Here is a 23,347-nt window from a genome sequence, read left to right as displayed (position 1 = left end):
GGCTGCCGGGTTTGCTCAACAGCACCCTGTTTGAACTCGGGGCTGTATTTTCTTCTCTTTGACATAAACACTCCTTTTGCCCATTATCAGGCTTCTTTGAAGTGTCCGCAAAATCGGGGTAGAACCCTTGTGTAGTTTGTAATGCATGAGACGGATCTGACTTTTAAAGATAGTGATGGAAACTTGGTCGTTATCATATCCTCAGCATACAAAAAGTTATATTTTCATAGACAAATGAACCTGGAAAATGATGAAGCTGCAGGCGTACTTATCGGTGAGCGTCGAGGGGAGCACATCATCATTAGGCATATTTCTGAACCTGGACAAGGTGACATCAGAACAAGGTTTTCAGTTAATCGCAAGGGACGTCATCATCAATTAGCCGTGAATCAGGCTTTCTATGCATCCAAAGGAATACTCAATTATGTTGGCGAATGGCACACACACCCTGAAGATGTCCCATCTCCTTCATTGCTCGACTTAACAAGTTGGAAAAAAAACTTAACAGATCCAGCCCCCTCAATACTCTTAATTATTGGGCGAAGGAATATTTGGGTAGGGAAAAAGCTTGGTAATCAAATAAAAGCATTGTCCCTACACACTCAGGAATGAAGAATCACTTTGCAAATTACCTATAACCGAACATTTGGATTGGTGACATAATTATGTATAGGCTCATACCTAAATCATGGTGGTATGGAATCTTAATCGGCTACAGCCTTTTTCTAGTTGTTTTGATTTCATTGTGTGACCTTGTTGATGCATCTAAAGTGGATGTGGTTAGGTTCTTTGTCATGTTGATTTATTTTTGTTTTACCCTCTGGTTTGGAGCCCCATCATATTATTCTGGCTGGAGACTGATATGGAGGAAGTTCCCTGCATTAAATAAACACGTTTTCCCTGATATTAATGGCATATGGGTGGGCTCAAGTGAATCAAACTGGCCAATCATTGAGTGCGTAAATCATGCAGCCCTAACAGGAGAAAAAGTTTCGGCAGAGAAGCTCGGTCAAATTCAATTAAAAGCCGATAAAATGGTGCTAGAAATAAAGGCCTCTCTTTTTTGTGTCAAAGTTAAAGGAAAACTTAGCAGTACTGCTGGTGACTCTCATAGCCTTTCCTCATCAATGCTCAGAAAGCATGATGCAGACACAGTCAACCTTGTTTATGTATATGAACAGGTAACTCCAGAACCTAAAACCTCTGATCAGGATGCTCATAGAGGTGCAGCAGATCTTGCTTGGTCTGCATCAACCCCAAACCTTCTGACTGGAATTTATTGGACCCGTCGTATGTGGTGGAAGGGCCTAAATACAGCAGGAAATTTAAAGCTTACAAAGATCACTGATAAGACAGACAAGGATGAGCCGCTTTCAAAATATCTATAGTCAGCGAACAAGATAATATTATTTGCCGCTTTTAAATTACCCCTGTCACATTAAACGACCATAAGTTGCATTTCTGATACCACTAACCTATATTGCCTCCATTAATTGGCATAGAAAAGTGCCACTGCAAAGGAGCATATGGGTGAGAAAACCAGCACGGAAGATCAACAATGGCGGTAAGGACCGTGTTATTGGAAATTTTCCCAGCTACAAAATGAGACGCATGGTTGAATGGGACTCACAGGTAGAGCGTGATTTCCTTTTTTACCTTGAGTTCGATGATGATGTTATTGAGTACCATCCTCAACCTATCAAATACCCTTATTCCTTCAAGAATAAATACCATAACCATTTCCCTGATTTCGAGGTTGTCCGCAGGTCAACCCCCAAACTGAAGTATGTGGAAGTAAAAACGTATTCCACCACACAAAAACCCGAATTTATTGAAAAAACTGCTGCCATTACAGCAGCGATGGAACTAGACGGATTCGACTATGCTGTCGTAACAGATGTCGACCTTCGCGTCGAGCCTTTATTCGGTAATCTCAAATTGCTATATCGTTATATCTGGCAGGAACTCCCGCCAGCGGAAACTGATTCACTTCTCAACGATGTTGACCGAATTCACGACGGTATTCTCACTCTATCTGATCTTAAAGATCTTGCAGAATCACACGGGCTTCAACTCGTAGACTGTTACGCCGCTATAGCGAAAAAATACTTTGAGTTTGAGCTGGCAACTCACCCACTTGGCCCGGATACACTTCTCAGACTCAGTCAGGTGCAGATTAATGGCTAATTATAAATTTGAAGTGGGTGCAAAGGTACTCATGGAAAAGCGGGTTTATGAGATCACCTCAACCCAAAAAAACAAAACATATCAGCTGACAGATCTCAAAACAGCCATCAACTCATACTTTAGAGAAAGTGAGCTGCACTCAAAGCTTAGCAATGGGCAATTGACCTTTCTTGATGATGATGAAATCGACTTAACATCAATCACGGAAACATCACCCTTAGTTGACTTTCAAGCTCACCCCAAACATTTAAAAGAAAATGCACTGAGGAAGTTAGCTTATGTCAATGAAGCAAAACACTTCTATGATGTCCGCCTTACCAAGAAACAAAAGCTTGATCTGATTAACCGTGTAGCAGAAGAAATTCAGGACACAAAGCCCCCAAAAAGCTGGACCACCATCACACGTTGGCTCAAAAGCTACATTAACGCTGATGAGAATATTAATTCCCTGGTTGATGAACACTTTAAAAAGGGAAACAGAACGCCGCGTTTCGGTATAGAGGTCGAAGCCCTTATTCAAAAGGCAATCGATCATTACTTAACCCGCGAAAGACCAACAATTAAAAAATCATATAAGCGCCTTGCTACTCTAGCTTGGGAGTCTGAAATAACGAGTTACCCTTGCTACGACTCTTTCCGTAAGCGTATTGAAGCTTTAGACCAATTTCTTGTTTACGAGCGAAGATTCAATAGACGGACAGCAGAGAGGTACTTCAGATATTACGGAGCTGGCTCAAGGCCAACAAGGCCCTTGGAGATTACAGAGATTGATCACACCCCCATTCCATTTTGTGTTGTTGATGATGAAACAAGGCTCCCACTTGGTCGTCCGACACTGACAACACTAATTGATAAATATTCCAAGATGGTCTTGGGCTTTTATCTGAGCTTTTCCCCACCCAGTATTCTTAGTGTGATTGAGTGTTTAAGGCATGCCATTTTGCCTAAAACTGAACTCAAGATCATATATCCAGATATTCAGCTGGATTGGCTTGCTTACGGTATACCTGAAGTCATCTTAGTCGATAATGGCAAAGAGTTTTTAAGTAACGATTTTAATGAGATTTGTGGAAGTTTGGGGATACAAAAACCTCGCTCTCCTCCAAGGCACCCCTGGTATAAAGGGCTCGTTGAAAGACATTTTAGAACGATTGCTGATGGATTACTTAATGACATACCGGGTAAAACTTTTAACAATATTTTTGAAAAGCATGAATACGACCCCCAGAAAGATGCCATCATCAGCTTTAGTGCATTAGTAGAAATTGTTCATCAGTGGATTGTTGATATATACAACAACAGCAAAAATAGCAGCACTAATGTTCCACCCAATGCTTTGTGGAATTCAGAAATAGAGTGGTACCCACCACGTATGCCTAAAAACCTTAATATGCTTCAAATAACGCTGGGTAAAACGGAGGAACGTAGTCTGCAGCACTACGGAATTGATTTCGAATCGCTGAGATATAACTCAAGGGAGTTAAGCTTACTGAGAAGAGAGTTGAAAGACGACAATAGAGTTAAAATTAAATTCGATCCTAGTGATATTGGAAAAATTTTTGTCTTTGACCCATTCAAAGAAGTCTATATTGTTGCTCCTTGCCTCGACCTTCAATATGCAAGTAACAAAACCTTGTTCCAACATCAGATGATAAAAAAACATGCTGCGCAGAACTTCGATTCAACGGACGTTGATGCACTGATGCATGCGGAAAAAAGAATTCAAGAAATTATTGAGCAAGAGAGGTTAGTAACTAAAAGCATCAGAAGAGCTTCAAAAAAAGCTCGTTATCGCAATGTGGGCCAGCAAACCCAACGCCAACTCACCACGGTGCATGACTCACAAAATACCTATGCAGGTTTATCTGACTTTGGTAAAAACACAACACGACAGATATTAGATCAAAGCGTTTCACGTCAAAGCTCAGCATTGCCCGGTATATCAGATGACGATCTGGATGAACTCTACGAGGACAGTGCTGACTGGCAAGCTGACTATTCTCTAAAAAAAGATTAAATAATGGCAGAACAACGAAATAAACACTTACTCAGCGAGCGTGAGCGACTAATCCTACTCAATAATATATATATCGCTCACCCTCAATCTCAAGAAATCCTTAAAAAGATGCAGCGTGCTCATAGAAGCAAGGACATTTCCCCGGAGCCAAAATCTATGAGCATTATTGGTCCCACAGGTTCAGGTAAGTCCACAGTTATCAAGAAGTACATGGAGCAACATCCACCATCCATTAAGGCTAAATCTTCACAGCTCACTATCTTTAACGCAGTTATTCCGTCTGATTCAACTCCGAGGAAATTTATCAGAAGTCTCCTTACGGCATTACTTGCACAAATCAGCAACTGCAAACCTCAGGATGTACCTGTAAATTTAGTCAACGACCAAGACTCTGACACAACAAAACTTCGATTCTATAAATACCTTCAAGATTCAGGCGTCGAGTTAATAATCTTGGATGAATTCCAACATCTCATTTCAAACAAAACTGACTCATCAAATAAAGTGTTATTAGAACTGGCTAAAACAATAAAAGTCATGATTATTGAAACCGGAATTCCGATCATCATGGTAGGAACGGGCCGTGCCAGCATAGTATTCGATGTTGATCCAGAAGTTTCACGAAGATTTCATGCTTCTGTTGAAATGCGTCCTTTCATGATTAGTGACGATGATAATTTCAAAACCTTTAGAAAATTCTTGGCTGAAGTCGATAAATTAATGCCTTTTGAAACCCTGAGTAAGTTGGCCGATAAGGAACTTGCGATTCGATTATATGCCGCTTCGAATGGCTTCATTGACGACATTATGCGGATCATTCATGCAGCGGGTGAAGAGGCTATTGAAGAGCAGGCTTCCTGTATCAGTCTTGAGTACCTAGCTGAAGCTTTTGAAAATGCACCTGGTAAAAATCAAACTGCAGAGGGGAATCCATTCAGAACCCCAATTAACAAAGTAATGTCATGGCGCTGTATTCAGGATGCGTACAAAGGTATCGTTACCAGCTCTGATACACAGGGTCCTCAAAAAGTACGTCGTAAAAGTACGCAGCTTGTAAAAGACATTTTTTGACTGTGAGTACTTATCCAAGGCTGCTAGCTCGCCCCGCTCCCTATGAGTCTGAGAGTTTTATGGGGTATCTACTGAGACTAGCTGAAATAAATTACTATTCGACTCCTTTTAATATCGTTAAAGCTGGGTTAGAAAGTGAACCGGAAAAGGCCAATGTCAACGATTATGTAAAGCTATTGTCTTCTGGAGATATTGATTTGTTGGGGTTTTCAGAACTCACACAAGAATCAGTTGATACGTTGGAAAGCCTTCGCTATCCGATCGTTCTAGCCTCAGCTGATCATCAACCAGACATCCATGAATTCTTCTACTATGATGTCCCATCAAATTTTCTTCGGTTTGCCTACCCTAAGGTATGTGTCGAATGTTTGAGAGAGAGTTCTTATCACAGGTCAATATGGGACTTTGCGCCTCTGACTTGCTGTCCTGAACATGATGTACTATTGGTTGACTACTGCATTGAATGTAACTCTCAGCTTACCTGGAATCGAAAAGGGGTAAGATATTGTCAATGTGGCTTTGACCTGACCCGGATTAATCCCATTAAAGTTGATCACAACCAAAATTGGTTGTCCAAAGAGATCCAATACCTTCTTAATTACACTTCAGACGACAAAAGACTAATAATTTCTGACGAGACATCTACACGTCGTTTTGATGACTTAATTGACCTCATAAATCTCATTAACGATAAGAGCTATAAGCTCGCTGACTCAAAAAGAAAGCAATACAGATATGAACTGCAATGGCAACCGAATTATGCTTTGCATAAAACATTAATGTTTACTGTTTGCAATTTAGATACTGGGCCGTATCTAAGTCAATACTTCATCCCAGTCTCTGATAAAAATGTCTTGGCAAGAGCTGTAGGCCTCAAAAATATTTACAGTAACAAGACCATTGAGCAAAAGACTTTTTACTTACAATCAGATTACTTTTACAGGCAAACAAACACAATTGTAAAAAGTGACCTATGTGCGTGTTTAAATATCTCAAAAACATTGCTGCATAGCATGGAACTCCAGGGAGCCTTACTTCCTGTTTCAGGCCCCCCTGTCGACAGTAGTGGTGACTACCATTATTCACTTAACCATGTTTCCCAAATACTGGACAAATTAAGTGCCAATAGTATTTCGGACGTTGAAGACCCCATCACTATTGGAGAACACCTAAAAACCTGTAGCGTCGCCAATAAGCGCCCATTTGGAATGCTTATTTCTTCCATGCTTGATGGCAAAGTTCAGTTCGTAATAAAAGCTTCTGCACATGGACTTTTGGACATAGAGCTCAGTAAAAAGTCTTTAAAGGCATTCATCAATCGTACACGCAAAAGAAAACATGACCAAGCTTATATCTCAGTAGATCAAGCTGCTAAAAAGCTGAAAACTTATCCTGCAGTCATATATTCAACTCTTGACAAACTTATCCCATGCATAAATCTCAGCAACAGGAAATTTATCCACATTAAAGACGTCGTGGAATTTCATGAGAATTATGTACTCATCTCTGAATTAGCCAAAGATTGTGAAACGAATCCAACCAACCTTTCAGAAAAAATAATCGATGAAGGTATCAGCCCCGTGTCAGGGCCACTTTGTGACGGTAATAAAGTCTATATCTTCAAGCGTAGTGATATTCGCCGGCTAGACATGTTATCTGTCGTTAACAAAAAAAAATATGATACGAATACAGGCCGAAAACCCAAACGAGCTCATAGAGCATATTACCAAACGCTTATTGAAGATTTATCACTACTCACATCAACAGAAGCAGCAAAATTTCTGAATATCTCATCACAGAAGCTCGCCATATTGATCAAAAAAAATTACATCAAACTAGAAAGAAATCCAGAGTTGCCAGTAAGCAAAAAATACATAAGGCTTTCACAACTCCGAACATACAGAATCCGTTATCTAAACAATCCGTACCTAATGTCTTTCAATAAAGCGAGCAATAGTTTGAATGAGAGTACGACACGCTTTTATTACAACTGGATAAGGTCTCGTCGGCTCAAAGTCATTAAAGATGGCCTGGGCAATGAGTATGTGGATTTTAAACAGTTAGTTAAGATCAAGAAATTTAAGGAGAAGGCACTCTCAGGCGCTGATGCAGCTGAGCTCTTAGGTGTAGAAAAGTACGTAATAAATAACCTAAGAAAACAAAGTAAACTAAGACCAATATCTGGCCCTGGGATAGATGATTTCAAAAACTACTTTTACAAAAGACAAGACATCGAAACGCTGTCACATGAAAATTGGTGGTAATCAGTAAGTGTCAACGACATTGTTGATTACACTCTCTAGTCACAGATTATTAGAATCATTTCAAACCTGCCAACCACAGCGACGTACGATGATCAAGCAAATCTGTTTTGTATGAGAAACATATTTATGCCTTCGTTAAATGATTGCATAGCTTTTCATAATCCTTTCGGGTGAATCACCTCTCATCAGTCGACACGTCAAACTTAAATGAAACGTCGGCTTTTTCCCAAGCATTTAGCTTATCAAAAACTTTTTGGGCCAATGGATGCAGCTTACCTGGCTCATCAAGGAATTCATAAACTGAACCAGAGGTAGTTATACCCCTTTTGGTATTCTCATTATATTCGAGTACCTGGCTACTGATTCGATAATGTTCATCGTACACGCTGTAACCAAGAAATTTCTCTATTATTTGAATAGCCATCGATTCCTTAGACACTCATCAGCCGTTTATGAAACCTCGTCAGTTCTTCAGCCCAGCTCAGCCCCTCCAATCCAACATCAATGTCGCCCGCCAGGATAATCAAATCCGAATCCAGTTTAGGTATAGAAAAACAGCCGCGTGTCTCAATATGAATGTCTGAATACAGCTGGAATTTCATCGTGTGATCTCATCTAAAGGAGGTGTCGGCATCAGTCGCCCAAATCCGGACGTGTGTGCTCGTTGCAACGCGTCGTGTAGAAGCCACCAATGATTAGACGCTCGCCATACGCGCCACAAATCTCACAGATGTGAAATGACTTTGCTTGAGCTTCTTGAATCAGTGCGTAGATTTCTTCATTACCGTTTTCCATGTAATAACGAAGCCCGCCAAACTTTTGTTTAACCTGACAGACCATGGGAAGCCTACTTTCTTCAACGCCTTCATTTTTTAGCCTTGCCGCAATTCGCTCGATGGCTTCAGAGAGCAGTAATACCATCTCAAACCAGCCCGAACTACACTCAAAGCCAAAATGCATGACGATTCGGTTGGGACCCGGTATGGCGCCTCGATAGATAATGGGACAACGCATCATGAGCCGCTCAGATAAATCATTCCTCATTCTGAGCGTCCTTAAACTTAAGTGAGACCTCAACTTCATCCCAGGCATTGAGCCTGTCAAAAACCTCTTTGGCGAGCGGGTGTAACTGCCCCGGCTCATCGAGAAATGCATAGATTGACCCGGAGTCCGTCCTTCCTCGCTTGTTTTCAGCGTCGTACTCGATGATTTGGCTACTGATCCGGTAGTTCCGGGCATTGACGTCATACCCGAGAAACTTCTCTATCGTTTTGCCTTTGTGAATTATCACGATAATGTTCCATTTGGACATTGTGACGTGGGCTGGTGCTACGGGAATAATCATGCTTGCCTCCTTGTAAAACTCAATATGCTTCACGCACCTGAAAATCAAACACCTTGCCGATCGAACGTTAAGCCGGCACCACTGCTACTCCCAATCATCGAGGTCGACCTCTTTGAATGGCAGCCCCTCAATCTGGTGCTCTTTACAGCAGGTCATGTAATAGCAGCCGTTAACTTCAATCAGCCTGCTTTTAGCAGCTCAGATCTTACAAATATGGAGCGAGTCGTCTTCTGCCTTTGAAATCAGACGTCGCATGTCATCCGTGAGAGGGGCGCTCATGTAAAAGCGTAGGCCGCCATAGTTTTGTTTCACTTGAGTCACAATGGGCAGGCCACCAAGCTCCGCCACTCATCGTCTTTCAATTCTCGCGTGAGCCTCTCAAGCTCAAGAGATAAATTGAGAGTGAGCTCATACCAAGCTGACTCACAGTCAAAATGACCTCCGCTGCGATATATCAGGGGGCACTGCTTGGCTATCTTTCCTGAGAAATCTCGCTTCATGGCTCAGCACTCATATTTCAATCGAACATGAATACCCGGACACCGACTGAACTGATGTAAATATGCCTGTGCTAAGGGATGAAGTTTCCCGGGTCTTTCTAAAAAGACATAACTTGAGCCAGACACCGTCTTGCCGGTATTTGACTCAGGGTCATACTCAACAATTTGTGAGCTGAACCTGTAATGTGAGAGCTCGTAGCAATAGCCGAGGAATTTCTCAACCACGTGCCCTTCGAACTCGACTATCACAATATTCCAGTCGCTCATCGTGACCTTGCCAGGTGGAATTTTCTGAACCATGCGCAACCAACTCCCATAAAACCTACTCAATTTGTTGCACAGTTATTTTGTTTTTTCCAATAATTTCATAATGTTATCTAGATACACAAAATGAGTTTTTAGGTACATTACTGTTTTAGTTTGTAATTTTTGAAAAAGCCCCCCTTAAACCACTTTTTTCGGTCATCAGAATTTGCGCAAAGTCATCCCTGCGCGTTGTATTTATGTATTGATAGCTACTAGGCTATGTACTTACGAATATGAGTAATTCGGAGAATCGAATGACTGACTTAACGCTGGCTTTAGATTTTGAGGGGGTACTCATCACGAGCGCTATAAGCCAGTTCTCTCGGCCGGGCTTAATGTCATTTCTGTCTCAATGTGAGTTACTGTTTGGAAGAGAAAATATCTGCGTCTTCACTACGGTGGATGAGGAGCGATTCAGAGCGATTGCAGACCGTTTAGTTGCTAACGGCTATGCACCAAAGTGGTTTTCCACGACTAGATACATTGATTGGGTCGGTGAACACAAAGACTTACGTTTCGTCAGGGAAGACATCGATAAGGTCATTATCGTGGACGACTATCCGCCGTATATTAAACAGACTCAGAAACACAGGCTGATAGAAATTAAACAGTATATGGAGCCATATACGCATGCGATGCCTGACATGCAGGATAACGAGCTAGATGTTGTATTGCACAGACTGAAGGAGTTTCTTTTGAACGAGGCCTAAACTCAGTCCTGATCTTCGTAAGAAGTAAAGCTGGCGTTGAGCTCATCTTCTGAAGCATAGAACAACTCATCAGCGCCCAAGCGTGAAGCTTTTGAGGTCAGTCTGTCATAAAGCTCACCCTGATCTTTCTCTGAAAGGACGGGACTTTCTGACTTCTCCTTTTCATCACTCATAGTTGCAGACCTCTAGAGCAGTTAACCTTCATGTTAGCCCTAATTGTAAAAGTATCGCAAAGACTCGACGTTAAGCCTGCATGGTACCTACAGCGATACTAGCTAGTTCTGACATTGTTCACTGACAAAGCGATTTTCATTACCTTGAATAGCCGCAATTCTGTCTGCTCTTTTGCACTCAGCTGAGGTGACCGGATATTGAGAATTCCAGACCGTCATAAGTTGCTTTTGACTCTTGCTCATCCTATAACGTGGGTAACGTTGCTCCATGTAAAGATAAGTTCTGGCTATCTGCCCACGGGACTCCATTGGTGGCTCTACCTTCTTTCCATCAATTTTCACCTGACATGTTCCAAAGACTGCTGCAGCATCTGGCATCATGGTGAAATTATAGTTACTTCTCATGGCATTAACCGCACCAATAGCAGGATAGAGGTTATATAGGTCGCTTTGCATATAGCGATATTCGATGCTGACCTTGCTGGCACAGTTTCTACCTTTGAAAGCTTTACCTTTTGAGTCGATACAGTTCGGATGGCCGTCACGCCACTCGCTGAATGTTCGTCCGAAGTTTTCTGCAGGCACAACATGTTCCCATTCTAGCCTTTTAGAACGTTTTATATATTTATCTGTATGGAAACCAGTGGGCAGTGCTATGTCTTTCTTGGCATCAAATTTAGCACCACAGTAAAGCGTTTCTCTGTGATCAAAATAGACCCTCTCCATCATCAGTTTTTTTGCTTTACTAAATGAGTCTGTTGGTTCTGCTGCTACTGTGAATGGCAGCAATAATGCCGCCAACAAAAAAACTGTTTTAAGTCCTTTCATTTTCTTTCCTAACTACATATCAAATTGATTGATTCTGGATCGTTCGCCCTTTTGAACTATACGAGGCCAACGACTATGAATTTGAGCATCTTCAAGCTCTGGCTCAATTGTCACCACATAGATACGTTTTTCATTACCTTCTCTGGCTATCAGACCCTGAATAAATTGTCCCTTTTGTAAGTCATACCAATGACTCACACCTTCCAAGTCTTTTTCCATAAAACTCAGCACCGGTATTTTTACAGGTTTAGGAAAGTATTTGTCCCAACGTCCGGCATATATGGAATCCAGACGAGCCCACCCAGTCATGGGTAGATTGCCGGATTGTTTTTGTCTCCTACCCCAGGCTACTAACTGCACTTCCCCATCATTCATTAGTACGGGCAGTACAGCTTTGGGATTGGGATAGAAAATTCTAAGGACATCATCACCATACTGGAAATAAACACCGCCGCACATCAGATTGTCTTCCTGTGCCCTGATGGCTTCCATGCTGGCGCAATGACGTTCGGCATTTCACTTCTGCCAACAACACGCATCGGAGCCACAGTGAACTCACCGTATCTTTCATTGATGTTATCCATTGCCTGGTTCAACGAGTCACGCTTCTGTTTGGCGTCGTTATCAATGAATAAGTCCTGCTGCTTACCATGCAAGGGGGATAGAGCTGTTACTTGGACCTGCCTGGACTCCTGACCAAAATAGTATTTATCAACAAAGTCCAAACAGAGTTTATATATAGTGCCACCATCATCGGTGCTGTTTTGTAGCTTAGCCTTGGCTGATAGCCAGCCCTGTTCTGTCTTTATGCCAATGAAAAAGGTATCTGACTGAAACTGGTGCCTTCTCAGTCTCACGCCTACTTTTTCAGACATGTGCTGAAAATAGGTCAATAAGACAGCCTTATCTCTGGTGCCTGGTGGCAACACTTTTCCGTGACCTATCGATTTGGGGTCTTTGACTTCTGTGATAACAGGTTCCGGATCTTTACCCTGAGCCATCAGCCAAATACGACGCCCCGGATTACCAAACCTTTTGGCTATAAGGCTCATAGGCACCTTTTTCATGTCACCACACTTGTAGATCTCGTATTGAGCCAGAAATCTCGCTATGCCTTTATTGATACCACTGAGCTCTGTGACATCTTCATTAGCTAAGCGAGTTTGTGCGTTCCAGGGCTCTATGATGGTTAAGCCATCAGGTTTATTCAGTTTGGCTGCAAATTTAGCAGTCGTCTTATCACCGCTGATGCCTACACTGCAGGTAAGCCCTGAAACATTGCTTATGGTGTCTTTAATCAGGCGTCCAATATGTTCAGCTCCCTGATATATCGCCTGGCAATCCGTTAAGTCCAGGAATGCCTCATCGACTGAATACACCTCGACTGTCGGTGCAATATCGTATAAGGCCGCCATGATTGATGAGGAGACAGCTGCATAACGGTTTGGCCTGCTTGGTGCCTGAATGATTTCTGGACATAGCTGTCTTGCCTCTTTAAGCCCCATTCCAGTTTTAACACCGTAACTCCGAGCCTCATAGGAGGCTGTGATAATAGTGCTACCGAGCTTACCATTGGTCACACCCACGGGCCGATTTCGCCAGAATGGATAATCCTGCTGCTCAATCTGCGCAAAGAAACAGTTCATATCCACCAAGGCAATCATGCGTGACCAGTATTGAATTTGATGGTGTGCTTGCATGATTCAGGGATAGCTCCACTACATTGGCCAGATGCTCATTCTCGAATGAGAAAATAATGAGTAGAGAAAATATAGAGAACATAGCAGAATTGATCAAGGGATCGGGTTCAGTTAAATTCAATCAAAATTATAACGTGAGGCAACAGTAAATGCTCTCATTCAACCAGTTATCTTGTGACAGGGAATGTTAATAAATAGAATGCTCTGATTAATTATTGATTAGAAATTATTTACAGAGCTATGCTTTTCCATTTCCGCAAGGACCAACGAACAACAGCCATCGCGGCAGGCGTTATCGGTAATATCATCGAGTGGTACGATTTTGCGCTTTACGGTTTTATGGCATCAGTACTTTCTGATGTATTTTTCCCCAGTGAAGACAGACTTGTATCACTAATTGCCACATATGGCGTCTTCGCGGTCGGCTTCATTATGAGGCCATTAGGATCAGTTATCTTCGGTTGGCTCGGCGACACTATTGGCCGCAGCAGGACACTACTTTTATCCGTTGCCATGATGGCTTTTCCTACCTTGGTACTTGGCTTACTACCAAGCTATGAAGTTGCCGGAATACTTGCCCCTCTCCTCCTTGTGCTTGTACGGATGATTCAGGGGCTTTCAGTGGGAGGCGAATTTTCTACCTCAGTGACCTATCTGGTAGAAACGGCACCGCCTAAAGAGCGTGGTTTGGCAGGTAGTTGGGCCAATACAGGCAGCCTAATCGGAATGTTGCTAGGATCTGGTGCTGCAGCGATAGCTACTGATGTGTTTTCAGCTGATGTGCTTGCAAGTTGGGGCTGGCGTGTACCGTTTTTGGTCGGCGGGATACTAGGGGTTATTGCCATTCTTTTGCGTAAAAACTTACCGGAGTCCCCACAATTTAAGCTCTATGAGAAAGCTCGCTGCCCGAACTCCCCACTTAAAGAGGCATTCACATGTAACCGTGTACAAATGGCTCAGGGTGTACTGTTCTCATCTGGATACGGCGCGTTGTTTTACCTTGCCCTTGTCTATTTGCCTACCTGGGTTAGCGAAATTAGTGATATTTCACTGAGTGAAGCCATGCAGGCCAATACCCTGACATTGGCGTTGCTGTTGCCTGTTATTCCTCTCGGTGGCTGGGTCTCGGACAGATTAATTCGACGAACCCGTCTCCTGGTATGGGATTTTACGTTTTTGGGAGCTGCATGCGCCCTTGCATTTATCTGGATGCAAAATGGAAATCCTATCGCAATTTTTGTTGGTCAGATTATTACCGGGCTGATTTTGGCGGTACCCCTTGGCGCTGCACCAGCCATGTTTGCTGAGCTGTTTCCGGAGGATGACCGACTGACAGGCTATTCCATCGTTTTCAATGTCGGGCTCGGGCTGGTTGGCGGCACGACACCCATGCTAGCGAGTTGGTTAATTCTCATTAGTGGCTCCGCACTGGCACCAGTTGCATTGACCTTGATTTGGGCCGTTATTGCTATAGGAGCATTGATGTGGATGCGAGATCGAAGCCGTGAACCATTGCTCACCCATTGCGGCACTTCTATTCATCATGTGTTGGCAACATCAAGTGGGAGTGAACTCGACACACGCGGGGGACAGAGACCCACAAAATAGCCCATGCCCTAGGCAAGCTCAATTGTCGTTTTGTCCGATTCATTGATAGGTAACCATATTGTGAATACGGTTTGTTGGAGATTTGAATCGACGCTGATATTTCCGCCGTGTGCCTCGATGATTGATTTCGTTATGGCAAGTCCCAACCCGGTACCATCAGGGTGCTCACTTCTGGATGGATCCACTCTATAAAACCTATCGAATACTTTTGTCAGGTGCTGACCAGGAATCGGCTTACCCGGGTTAATGAAATCAAGTTGGATTTTGTCCTGTTGATTGGCACTTGCAACGACCCTGATTGCCTTGCCACTGGGTGTATGTCGGATAGCATTCGAAATAAGGTTCGATATTGCACGTCGTAAGAGGTCTCTATCAGCATATATCCTCGGCAGCTCACCCTCCTGGATAAGCTTGATATTTTTTTCTGAAGCTAATGCCTCAAAAAACTCTAATAGTTCTTTTACTTCCTGGTTCAGATTAATAAATTTTGCAGCGGGTTTGATGAGCTTGTTGTCGCTCTGAGCCAGCCAGAGCATCTGGCTGACCATCTTGGCAAGACGCTCTAGCTCTTCCAGATTAGAATAGAGCAGTTCCCTGTATTCATCTGATGATCGGTGCTGAACCACCATGACCTGGTTCTGCGTAATGATATTTGTCAACGGCGTCCTTAATTCATGGGCTATGTCAGCTGAGAAATTGGATAACCGCTCAAACCCCTCTTCTACATGCTGCAGCATTTCGTTGAACGATAAAGCCAGATCTCTCAGCTCAATAGGCAAATCATCTGGATTAAGTCTCTCATCCAGCTGGTTTGTCTGAATGTTTCTGATTTTTGTACTTAGAGACTTGAGTGGCCGATGGCCCTGATAGATGCCAAACCAGGTCGCACTCATGGTGACGATGCCTATGGCTAACATCATCAACCACATTTTGATAGTAAATTTATCGAGAAACTGCTTGTGAAAGGCCATGTCCATTGCAGTTATTACGTTATATGTCTGGCCATTAACAGAGAGCTCAGCAATCAAGCCTCGATAAAGACCATTGCCGATTTGCCATTTTTTCAATTGTTCCCGGCTGGCGCTTTCTAATTTTTGTTCATATTCAAGACGCTCAAGAAACTCAGCCCCCTTGGAGAGAAATAACTGTTTTCCATTTACAGTGTCTACACGAAAAAAAATACCGTGATGGCCTGAGACCGCTTTTGATAAAGCCTGCTGAACTTTTGCTGTATCAGCATCAATGCTGTTTAGTTGGTGCTTGATACTCTCGAGTACGACAACTAATTCCTCATAGTCCTGCTCTGCAAAATGGTTCTTGACTGACTTCAACACCAGGAAACCGCTTACTATCAAGCTGAGTGCTATCGCAGTTCCGACGAACATCATCAATCTCAAAGTCAAGGATAGCTGACCCAGATTAAACCTAGTCATTGCCTTGAGTCTCATCCTCAAATTTGTACCCCATGCCACGAATGGTATGTATCAGTTTGACTCCAAAATCATCATCAATTTTGGCGCGTAGCCGCCTTACTGCGACATCAATCACATTGGTATCACTATCAAAATTCATATCCCAGACTTCAGAGGCTATCAATGATCTTGGCAACACCTCACCTTCTCTACGGATGAATAATTCAAGCAACAGGAATTCCTTTTGAGACAAAGCAATTTTTTTCCCTGCCCTGCTGACCTTCCTCGATGATATATCTACCATGAGGTCAGCGATTTTGAACTGATCAGTTATATTTGACAAAGTCCCGCGACGTAACAAACTTCTCACCCTTGCCAGTAGTTCCACAAATGCAAAAGGTTTGACGAGATAATCATCCGCCCCCAACTCCAAGCCCTTTACCCTGTCATTAACACTATCCCGTGCTGTTAAAAATAACACCGGGGTCTGGTTATCTGATTCACGTAGTGACTGAAGAATTTTCCAGCCGTCAACATCTGGCAGCATGACATCCAGGATGACCAAGTCGAAAGCCTCAGTCATAGCATGGTGGTATCCATCCAAGCCATTTGAAGAGAGCGTTACGAGAAAACCGGCTTCGGTTAATCCCTGCTTAATGTAATTACCTGTTTTTGCTTCGTCCTCAACAACGAGTATGCGCATTTACACCTTCCCGAAAAATCAATTAATAAACGCCTTACCAGGACTAAGACTTCTTGTTCAGCATACGTGCTGCATCTTTGTTCGGCATTACATTATTGTCATGTTTGAGTCATGTCTATGTAATTGGTGACCAGGTAGTCTGCATTATGTAGCGATACGATATTGTTTTTCTAATAGAAACTCGGAATTAAATAGGGAACAGACGATGAAATTAAAATTACCGCACATAATTATGGCAATTTTTGCATTCCAGGCTCCTATTGGTGTTTATGCACATGAACAGGGAAATCATGCAGACATGGGTAGCAGCAAAGAACCGAATTGTGCTGCAATGAAAGATATGGATCACGGTAAGATGGACATGAATGACCCGGTCATGCAGGCAATGATGCAAAAATGTATGTCTCATGACATGAATGGCCATGACATGCAGGGACATTCAAATGATCATATGAATTCAAACGCAGATAAAAAATCTGACATGCAACACAATCACCAGTAAGTGAAACTTATTAATCAATAAACGATTATCAATTATGAAGTCACCGCTAACAGGTCGAAGAAAGTTTATCTCGTCAGCGTTAAAATTAAGTTCGGCACTCTTGCTGGCAAAAATGGCGCCTGCCTGGGCAAGTCCCCTGGGTCGGAGTTATGGGCAGATTATCGACAGCAATGAGACAGTCGATTTGCTGGTCGAGCGCCAGCCTATGACTGTTGCAGGCCAGACGACCAGCCCGATCAGTATCAATGGTTCCATGCCCGGCCCGCTGATTCGACTCAGGGAAGGTCAGCGTGCCAGGCTGAACGTGACGAATGCACTCGATGAGGACACGTCTATTCATTGGCATGGCATCATCCTGCCGGAAAATATGGACGGTGTGCCCGGTGTGAGCTATGCGGGCATCAAACCGGGACAGACCTTTAATTACGAGTTCGATGTCAAACAGCACGGGACTTTCTGGTATCACAGTCACTCAGGCTTGCAAGAACAGCTTGGCCACCTGGGACCTCTGATCATCGACTCGGCGGACGGCGACATCGGTGCTGATCGGGAGCATGTGATTGTGCTCAGTGACTGGACTTTTGAAGATCCGCATGATGTATTCAGACACCTTAAAGTGGCCGAAGGCTACTACAACTATCATCAGCGCACCATTTTCGACACGTTTGATGACATAGAAAAACAGGGATTCGAACAAACCTGGAAAGAGCGCTCGATGTGGAACGGTATGCGTATGAGTCCTCGGGACATTCTGGATGTCACCGGCTCCACCTATACCTACCTGATGAACGGTCGCGATAGCCAGACTAACTGGACGGCACTCTATAAACCGGGCGAAAAAGTGCGTCTCAGAATTATCAATGGCTCGGCCATGACGTTCTTTGATTTCAGAATTCCAGGGCTGGAGATGGTTGTCGTCTCTGCCGATGGTCAACCCGTCAAGCCTGTCGCGGTTGATGAATTCAGAATAGGTGTGGCAGAGACCTATGATGTCGTTGTTCAACCCAAAGACACCCGCCCCTATACGCTTTTTGCCGAGAGTATGGACCGAAGTGGTTATGTTCGCGGCACGCTCGCCACGGAAATGGGCCAGTCAGCCGAGGTGCCCGCTCTGAGACCGACCCCAGAACGAGGCATGGCAGCGATGGGCATGGGCCATGATATGTCAGCGATGGCTATGAAGGATGATATGGGGACGATGTCCGATGGTAATCAGAGCCATCAGATGGACAATATGTCCGACATGGATATGAAGCAGATGACTGACGACCATTCAGGTCATGCTGGCCTTCCCTCTGCCCCGAAAATAAAAGTCACGCACAAGGACGGCGGCCATGGCCCCGGTGCCGCGATGATTGCCGAGAACCCGGTCAGTCGTCTGAATGAGCCTGGCGTGGGACTTGAGCATGTTGATCACCGTGTGCTGGTTTACGGGGATCTGATTGGGGCCCATCCATGGCCGGATGAACGGGAACCCGCAAGAGAAATCGAGTTACACCTGACCGGCAACATGGAAAAATACATGTGGTCTTTTGACGGTATCGAGTTCACAGAGGTTGATGGTCCGATTGAGTTTCACTATGGCGAAAGGCTGAGGCTGATACTCGTTAATGACACCATGATGGAGCATCCGATCCACCTGCATGGGATGTGGATGGAGCTTGAAAATGGTCAATATCCAAGACCTCGAAAACATACTATCAGCGTCAAACCCAGCGAGGTGGTGTCATTACAAATCAGTGCTGATGCGCCGGGTAGCTGGGCATTCCATTGTCACCTGCTTTATCACATGGAAGCCGGCATGTTCCGTGTCGTCTCTGTTGTTTAAGAGGTCCGCTATGAAGAGAGTTATTGCATTGTTATCAATGCCATTAGCGCTAATGGCATCCGCAGTCATGGCTCAGCATGCCAAGGATGACTGGCCAGAACCTATCAAGCCCTATTACACCGGACAGTTGATGATTGATCGCCTGGAAATCAGTCAGAATGACAATGGTGACAATGTCGCGACCTGGGATATGCTGGCCTGGTATGGCGGTGATGAAACACGGGTGTACTTCAAAAGCGAAGGCGAGAACCAGCTCAATGATGGCGAGCCCTCGGACCTCGAGCGAACTGAGATATTGGGCAGCAAGCTGATCTCCCCTTTCTGGGAGCTGCAGGCCGGTCTGGGGGCGCGAGGCTCGTTAAAGTCTGATGTCAACCTTGAACACTATGCCGTGGTGAGTCTGTTCGGGCTGGCACCATACCGTTTTGAAATGGATAACGCATTACAGATTAATGAGGATGGTGATGTCTCAGCTAAAGTAGAAGCTGAATATGACATTCGCCTGTCACAGGTTTCTTACCTGCAACCCAGACTGGAACTGAATGCGGCATTCACTGACGCGTTGGAGTATGACCGGCCCAGTGGCATCAATAGTGTCAGGTTGGGACTTCGCTATCGATATGAGTTAAGTCGAGAGTTTGCCCCCTACATTGGCGCTTACTGGCGTAGTGCCCTTGGACAGACTGCGGACCTGGAACAGGCTCAGGGGAAAGATCACAATGAACTTGGCCTGGTAGCCGGCGTTCGTATGTGGTTCTAGTCACAAATTTACAGCATTAATAAGGATGACAGATGTCAGATCACGGTGATCACAGCACGCATTATCAGAAAAACAGTTTATCTCTGACAGGCACCGTCGCTTTGGGCACCGGCGTGATGATTGGGGCCGGGATTTTTTCACTGACCGGCCAGATGGCACAACTGGCAGGATCTGCCTTTCCCTTTGCCTTTCTGGCAGCAGCTATCGTCGTCAGTTTCAGCGCCTACTCCTACATCAAGGTCTCTGACAAATACCCGTCAGCAGGCGGTATCGGCATGTATCTGCATAAGATGTATGGCCACTCCCTGACTACGGCATTTCATGCCCTGCTCATGTATGTCTCCATGGTCATCGCCCAGAGCTTTCTGGCCAGAACCTTTGGCAGTTACACCCTGCAACTTTTTGATGTTGAAAACACGGCTTTCTGGGTGCCTGTGCTTGGGGCATGTCTGTTAGTCGCCGTTTTTCTGATTAACCTAACAAGCAACAAATATATTCAAGGAACGGCTTATTTCCTGGGCGTAGTCAAAATTGTTGGCATTTTTGTCTTCGGCTTGTTAGGCCTCTACCTCATGCTGAGATCGGGACAAGGTCTCGAATCTGACATCAATCTTTCAGCCATACCGGGCAACTGGAATGCTTTCATCGCTGCCACGGCACTCGGCGTTCTCGCATTTAAAGGCTTTACCACAATTACCAATAGTGGTTCTGAGGTGGTAAACCCACGGAAAAACATCAGCAGGGCCATTATCATTTCTATTGCCGCTTGCATTATTATTTATGCCCTTGTTGGTTGGTCCGTGGCAGGGAATCTCACGATTGAGGAGATAATTACTGCGCGGGACTACTCCCTCGCCGCTGCAGCAAGGCCCGCAGCGGGTGAAATCGGCGTCTGGTTCACAGTCATCATCGCCATTGTGGCAACTGCTGGCGGTCTGATGGCCAGTGTTTTTGCTGTATCCCGGATGCTGGCAATGCTGACTGAAATGAAACTGGTGCCACACAGCCATTTTGGCATGCCCGGCAGTATTCAAAAGCACACCCTTGTCTATACTGTCGTTCTGGGGCTGGTATTAACACTATTTTTTGATCTGAGCCGGATTGCCTCTCTGGGTATTATCCTTTACCTGGTCATGGATATGGCGATTCACTGGGGGGTATTGAGGCACCTGCGTGAGGATATTAATGCCAGCCCTGTCATCCCTGTCATCGCCATTTGTCTCAATGTGGTTTTGCTTGCTGGATTTAGTCTCAGTAAGTGGTTGAGCGACCCAGTCATACTGGGTGTTGCTCTGGGCATAATGGCCACTATCTGGTTTGTAGAAAAAGCCTTTTTAAACTCGCATCCAGCAGACGATGACTGATAACGCCAGTGGATAAACAATGAAATCTTGCCTTTTTCGTTACATCAAAATTTTATTGCTTTTAATTCTGGCAACTATCTTGGCAATATTGATATTTATCTACTCTGGTACATACCAGATAGGCGCTGACGTGCCACACAACAAAGTGACTTTTTGGCTGCTAGAAACCCTAAGAGAAAGATCTGTCGCGAAAGCTGCAGCTAATGTGCATGTGCCAGATGATTTGTCATCACCAGCAAGATTACTTAGAGGCGGACCTGACTACAACGAAATGTGTGTTTCCTGCCATCTAAGCCCATCAGTGTCGAAAACTGATTTTACGCTCGGACTTTACCCATCGCCGCCAAATTTAACCAAGCCAACTGATTGGAATATTGATGAAATAGCAGCTGATCAACGTCGTTTCTGGATCATCAAGCATGGCATCAAGGCCTCGGCAATGCCCTCATGGGCTCCAGGTCATGATGATCAACGTATATGGGATATTGTTGCCTTCTTGAAAAAACTGCCTGAACTCTCTCCGGATCAGTACCAAATTCTGACTGCCAGGGGCAGCGAGGAGAGCCCACACAGTCATTGAATGACTGTAATGGCTGCTCATCAAACTCAGTATCGTGAATAACAACAAGCCAATGATTTCATTGATTCGAGCTTTAGTTTGAAAGTTATTAACTTTGGTGCGATTGCTGTAATGCTGATGTGGGCGCTTTGTTACCCACTCATCAAGCTAAGTCTGCCCTATGCGCCAGTGATGATAACGGCTTTTTTGAGGGCAATCACTGCGGGTGCTGTCCTTATTGCAATCGCGCTACTCATCAATCGCCGCTTTCCCAACACTATCAGAATTTGGGTTTATATCTGCATCATAGGGTTTAGCGGAACAGGACTTGGCCTGTGGGGTATGTTCTATGCTGGCAAATTACTCAATCCCGGGTTTGCGACTGTTCTAACCAACACCCAGCCACTTATTGCCGGCGTGTTGGGCTGGTATGTACTCAATGAAAAGTTAGGGAAAATATCGCTGGCAGGAACTGTCGTGGGTTTTGTCGGCATTATCATAATCTCAACAAACACCCTATTTGATACTGGGGAAACTGTACTGCAAGGGATTCTTTATGTGTTTCTGGCTTCGACCGGCGTGGCTATTAGCAATGTTTTGCTAAAAAAAATTGCGGGCCAGGTTGATGTCCTTATCGCAATGGGATTCCAGTTATTATTTGGTTCAATCCCTCTGGCTTTCCTGGCATTTAACACAAGTGATTTTTCTTTATTAGACTGGCAATTAAATTACACGCTTATCCTTCTGACACTGGCATTGGTGGGTACAGCACTTCCCTTTGTCACATGGTTCTGGCTCATGCACAGATCCCCTTTATACAAGCTCAACGTATATAATTTCCTGACTCCTGTATTCGGTCTGTATCTGGGACTTAACTTTTTTTCAGAAACACTAACAGAGCTACAGTGGTTAGGTGCAGGACTTATCATCGTGGCTATTTTGCTGGTGACAGTCGCAAATGGAAACAGGAAAAGTGAATCATAAGCTGATTCCTGTCTCACAATCCTTTTTACTCTGCTGATAATTCTGGATTTAACGCTGTTTTGCATCGCTTATACATGGCTCGCAAAAGTGAACTCTGTTCATTGCTAACAAAGAAAATGATGCTGACCACGCAATTAACAACAGACCGTTAATGGCTTCCAGCCCATATAAAATCTTGAATGGCTGAGATACTGATAAATCACCAGCGCCAAGAGAACTGTATGCCAAAAATGAGAAATAAAGCGAATCTAGCCAAGATGCGAAGTTTGCCTGCTGTGTGGCAGCCATATCAGATAGGGAAGAAGTGATTTGGTAAACCATGGCATAGATGAAAATTTCGATGAGATGTGCGATGAATAATCCACACAAAACTGTAATCAACTTAGTCGACTGATGCCATTTTGTCTCGAAAATCTTACCCATACGACTCAGGAAGATGTAATGGACAATAATTGTAGTCATTAAAATAAACGGGAAAATTATCAGCAGTGCCATTTTTTCATCCATAGCTGTTTAAGCGACGACA

25 protein-coding genes are annotated in these 23,347 nt (G+C 44.1%); 14 read left to right on the top strand and 11 right to left on the bottom strand.

All coding sequences use genetic code 11. The features are described from left to right. Nucleotides 1-141 precede the first annotated feature (141 nt). From FH755_RS01450 to FH755_RS01425, 6 genes are all read left to right on the top strand, one after another. Nucleotides 142-612: a Mov34/MPN/PAD-1 family protein gene (locus FH755_RS01450; protein ID WP_292437968.1), complete on the top strand. Its 471-nt coding sequence runs from the start codon at nt 142-144 to the stop codon at nt 610-612. 53 nt (nt 613-665) lie between these two features. Beyond that, complete coding sequence (locus tag FH755_RS01445; RefSeq protein ID WP_292437966.1) at nt 666-1,388, top strand: hypothetical protein; 723 nt, start codon at nt 666-668, stop codon at nt 1,386-1,388. 142 nt (nt 1,389-1,530) lie between these two features. Continuing rightward, nucleotides 1,531-2,187 carry a TnsA endonuclease N-terminal domain-containing protein gene (locus FH755_RS01440; RefSeq protein ID WP_292437964.1) on the top strand — a complete coding sequence of 219 codons (657 nt, stop codon included), beginning with the start codon at nt 1,531-1,533 and terminating at the stop codon, nt 2,185-2,187. Further along, the gene (locus tag FH755_RS01435) at nt 2,180-4,204 is read left to right on the top strand and encodes a DDE-type integrase/transposase/recombinase (RefSeq protein WP_292437962.1); all 2,025 of its coding nucleotides are present in this window, start codon (nt 2,180-2,182) and stop codon (nt 4,202-4,204) included. Before FH755_RS01440 ends, FH755_RS01435 begins: the two co-directional genes overlap by 8 nt. 3 nt (nt 4,205-4,207) lie before the next feature. Then, entirely contained in the window at nt 4,208-5,275 is a 1,068-nt protein-coding gene (locus FH755_RS01430) for a TniB family NTP-binding protein (RefSeq protein WP_292437960.1), read from the top strand. A 2-nt stretch (nt 5,276-5,277) separates the two neighbouring features. Then, a complete protein-coding gene (locus FH755_RS01425) occupies nt 5,278-7,539 on the top strand; it encodes a TniQ family protein (RefSeq protein ID WP_292437959.1) in 2,262 nt (753 codons plus the stop codon). A 175-nt stretch (nt 7,540-7,714) separates the two neighbouring features. Here the strand turns inward: FH755_RS01425 and FH755_RS01420 are convergent, their stop codons facing one another. Genes FH755_RS01420 through FH755_RS01405 form a run of 4 tightly spaced genes read right to left on the bottom strand, consistent with a single transcriptional unit; the run spans nt 7,715 to nt 8,884 of the window. Continuing rightward, nucleotides 7,715-7,963 (bottom strand): hypothetical protein, encoded by a 249-nt coding sequence (locus FH755_RS01420; RefSeq protein ID WP_292437957.1) that lies wholly within the window; start codon nt 7,961-7,963, stop codon nt 7,715-7,717. Nucleotides 7,964-7,970: 7 nt separating this feature from the next. Then, nucleotides 7,971-8,141 (bottom strand): hypothetical protein, encoded by a 171-nt coding sequence (locus tag FH755_RS01415; protein ID WP_292437955.1) that lies wholly within the window; start codon nt 8,139-8,141, stop codon nt 7,971-7,973. Nucleotides 8,142-8,172: 31 nt separating this feature from the next. Continuing rightward, nucleotides 8,173-8,583: a hypothetical protein gene (locus tag FH755_RS01410; RefSeq protein WP_292437952.1), complete on the bottom strand. Its 411-nt coding sequence runs from the start codon at nt 8,581-8,583 to the stop codon at nt 8,173-8,175. Then, nucleotides 8,573-8,884, bottom strand: a complete 312-nt coding sequence (locus FH755_RS01405; RefSeq protein WP_292437950.1) for a hypothetical protein — start codon at nt 8,882-8,884, stop codon at nt 8,573-8,575. Before FH755_RS01405 ends, FH755_RS01410 begins: the two co-directional genes overlap by 11 nt. A 1,060-nt stretch (nt 8,885-9,944) precedes the next feature. On the opposite strand from FH755_RS01405, the gene FH755_RS01400 reads away from it, so the two are divergent. Further along, complete coding sequence (locus FH755_RS01400) at nt 9,945-10,400, top strand: NIF family HAD-type phosphatase (RefSeq protein WP_292437948.1); 456 nt, start codon at nt 9,945-9,947, stop codon at nt 10,398-10,400. A 2-nt stretch (nt 10,401-10,402) separates the two neighbouring features. On the opposite strand, the gene FH755_RS01395 is transcribed toward FH755_RS01400, so the two are convergent. The 4 genes from FH755_RS01395 to FH755_RS01380 form a co-directional block, all read right to left on the bottom strand. Continuing rightward, nucleotides 10,403-10,573, bottom strand: coding sequence for a hypothetical protein (locus tag FH755_RS01395; protein ID WP_292437946.1), 171 nt, complete (start codon nt 10,571-10,573; stop codon nt 10,403-10,405). Nucleotides 10,574-10,675: 102 nt separating this feature from the next. Continuing rightward, entirely contained in the window at nt 10,676-11,401 is a 726-nt protein-coding gene (locus FH755_RS01390; RefSeq protein WP_292437943.1) for an endonuclease, read from the bottom strand. A gap of 12 nt (nt 11,402-11,413) precedes the next feature. After that, nucleotides 11,414-11,893 carry a hypothetical protein gene (locus FH755_RS01385; protein ID WP_292437941.1) on the bottom strand — a complete coding sequence of 160 codons (480 nt, stop codon included), beginning with the start codon at nt 11,891-11,893 and terminating at the stop codon, nt 11,414-11,416. Then, nucleotides 11,860-13,101, bottom strand: coding sequence for a DNA polymerase IV (locus tag FH755_RS01380; protein ID WP_292437940.1), 1,242 nt, complete (start codon nt 13,099-13,101; stop codon nt 11,860-11,862). The genes FH755_RS01385 and FH755_RS01380 overlap by 34 nt, the downstream gene beginning before the upstream one ends. Nucleotides 13,102-13,341: 240 nt before the next feature. On the opposite strand from FH755_RS01380, the gene FH755_RS01375 reads away from it, so the two are divergent. After that, complete coding sequence (locus FH755_RS01375; protein ID WP_292437937.1) at nt 13,342-14,709, top strand: MFS transporter; 1,368 nt, start codon at nt 13,342-13,344, stop codon at nt 14,707-14,709. An 8-nt stretch (nt 14,710-14,717) separates the two neighbouring features. Here the strand turns inward: FH755_RS01375 and FH755_RS01370 are convergent, their stop codons facing one another. Both FH755_RS01370 and FH755_RS01365 read right to left on the bottom strand, forming a co-directional pair. Further along, nucleotides 14,718-16,142, bottom strand: a complete 1,425-nt coding sequence (locus FH755_RS01370) for a heavy metal sensor histidine kinase (RefSeq protein WP_292437936.1) — start codon at nt 16,140-16,142, stop codon at nt 14,718-14,720. After that, nucleotides 16,135-16,824: a heavy metal response regulator transcription factor gene (locus FH755_RS01365; RefSeq protein ID WP_292437934.1), complete on the bottom strand. Its 690-nt coding sequence runs from the start codon at nt 16,822-16,824 to the stop codon at nt 16,135-16,137. The genes FH755_RS01370 and FH755_RS01365 overlap by 8 nt, the downstream gene beginning before the upstream one ends. 205 nt (nt 16,825-17,029) lie before the next feature. Between FH755_RS01365 and FH755_RS01360 the strand changes: the two genes are divergently transcribed. The 6 genes from FH755_RS01360 to FH755_RS01335 all read left to right on the top strand — a co-directional run bounded on the left by FH755_RS01360 (nt 17,030) and on the right by FH755_RS01335 (nt 22,821). Beyond that, complete coding sequence (locus tag FH755_RS01360; protein ID WP_292437932.1) at nt 17,030-17,326, top strand: hypothetical protein; 297 nt, start codon at nt 17,030-17,032, stop codon at nt 17,324-17,326. A gap of 34 nt (nt 17,327-17,360) precedes the next feature. Next, nucleotides 17,361-19,154, top strand: a complete 1,794-nt coding sequence (locus FH755_RS01355) for a copper resistance system multicopper oxidase (RefSeq protein WP_292437931.1) — start codon at nt 17,361-17,363, stop codon at nt 19,152-19,154. 10 nt (nt 19,155-19,164) lie between these two features. Next, nucleotides 19,165-19,914: a copper resistance protein B gene (locus tag FH755_RS01350; protein WP_292437929.1), complete on the top strand. Its 750-nt coding sequence runs from the start codon at nt 19,165-19,167 to the stop codon at nt 19,912-19,914. A gap of 32 nt (nt 19,915-19,946) precedes the next feature. Beyond that, nucleotides 19,947-21,278, top strand: coding sequence for an APC family permease (locus FH755_RS01345; RefSeq protein ID WP_292437926.1), 1,332 nt, complete (start codon nt 19,947-19,949; stop codon nt 21,276-21,278). 19 nt (nt 21,279-21,297) lie between these two features. Next, nucleotides 21,298-21,858 carry a cytochrome c gene (locus FH755_RS01340; protein ID WP_292437924.1) on the top strand — a complete coding sequence of 187 codons (561 nt, stop codon included), beginning with the start codon at nt 21,298-21,300 and terminating at the stop codon, nt 21,856-21,858. A gap of 78 nt (nt 21,859-21,936) precedes the next feature. After that, nucleotides 21,937-22,821, top strand: coding sequence for a DMT family transporter (locus tag FH755_RS01335; protein WP_292437922.1), 885 nt, complete (start codon nt 21,937-21,939; stop codon nt 22,819-22,821). 48 nt (nt 22,822-22,869) lie between these two features. Here the strand turns inward: FH755_RS01335 and FH755_RS01330 are convergent, their stop codons facing one another. Beyond that, on the bottom strand, nt 22,870-23,316 hold the full coding sequence (locus FH755_RS01330; protein WP_292437920.1) for an ion channel: 447 nt from the start codon (nt 23,314-23,316) through the stop codon (nt 22,870-22,872). Nucleotides 23,317-23,347 lie beyond the last annotated feature (31 nt).

This window comes from Methylophaga sp. (assembly GCF_009711715.1).
GTDB lineage: Bacteria > Pseudomonadota > Gammaproteobacteria > Nitrosococcales > Methylophagaceae > Methylophaga.
This window is presented reverse-complemented; position numbering and strand designations above follow the sequence as displayed.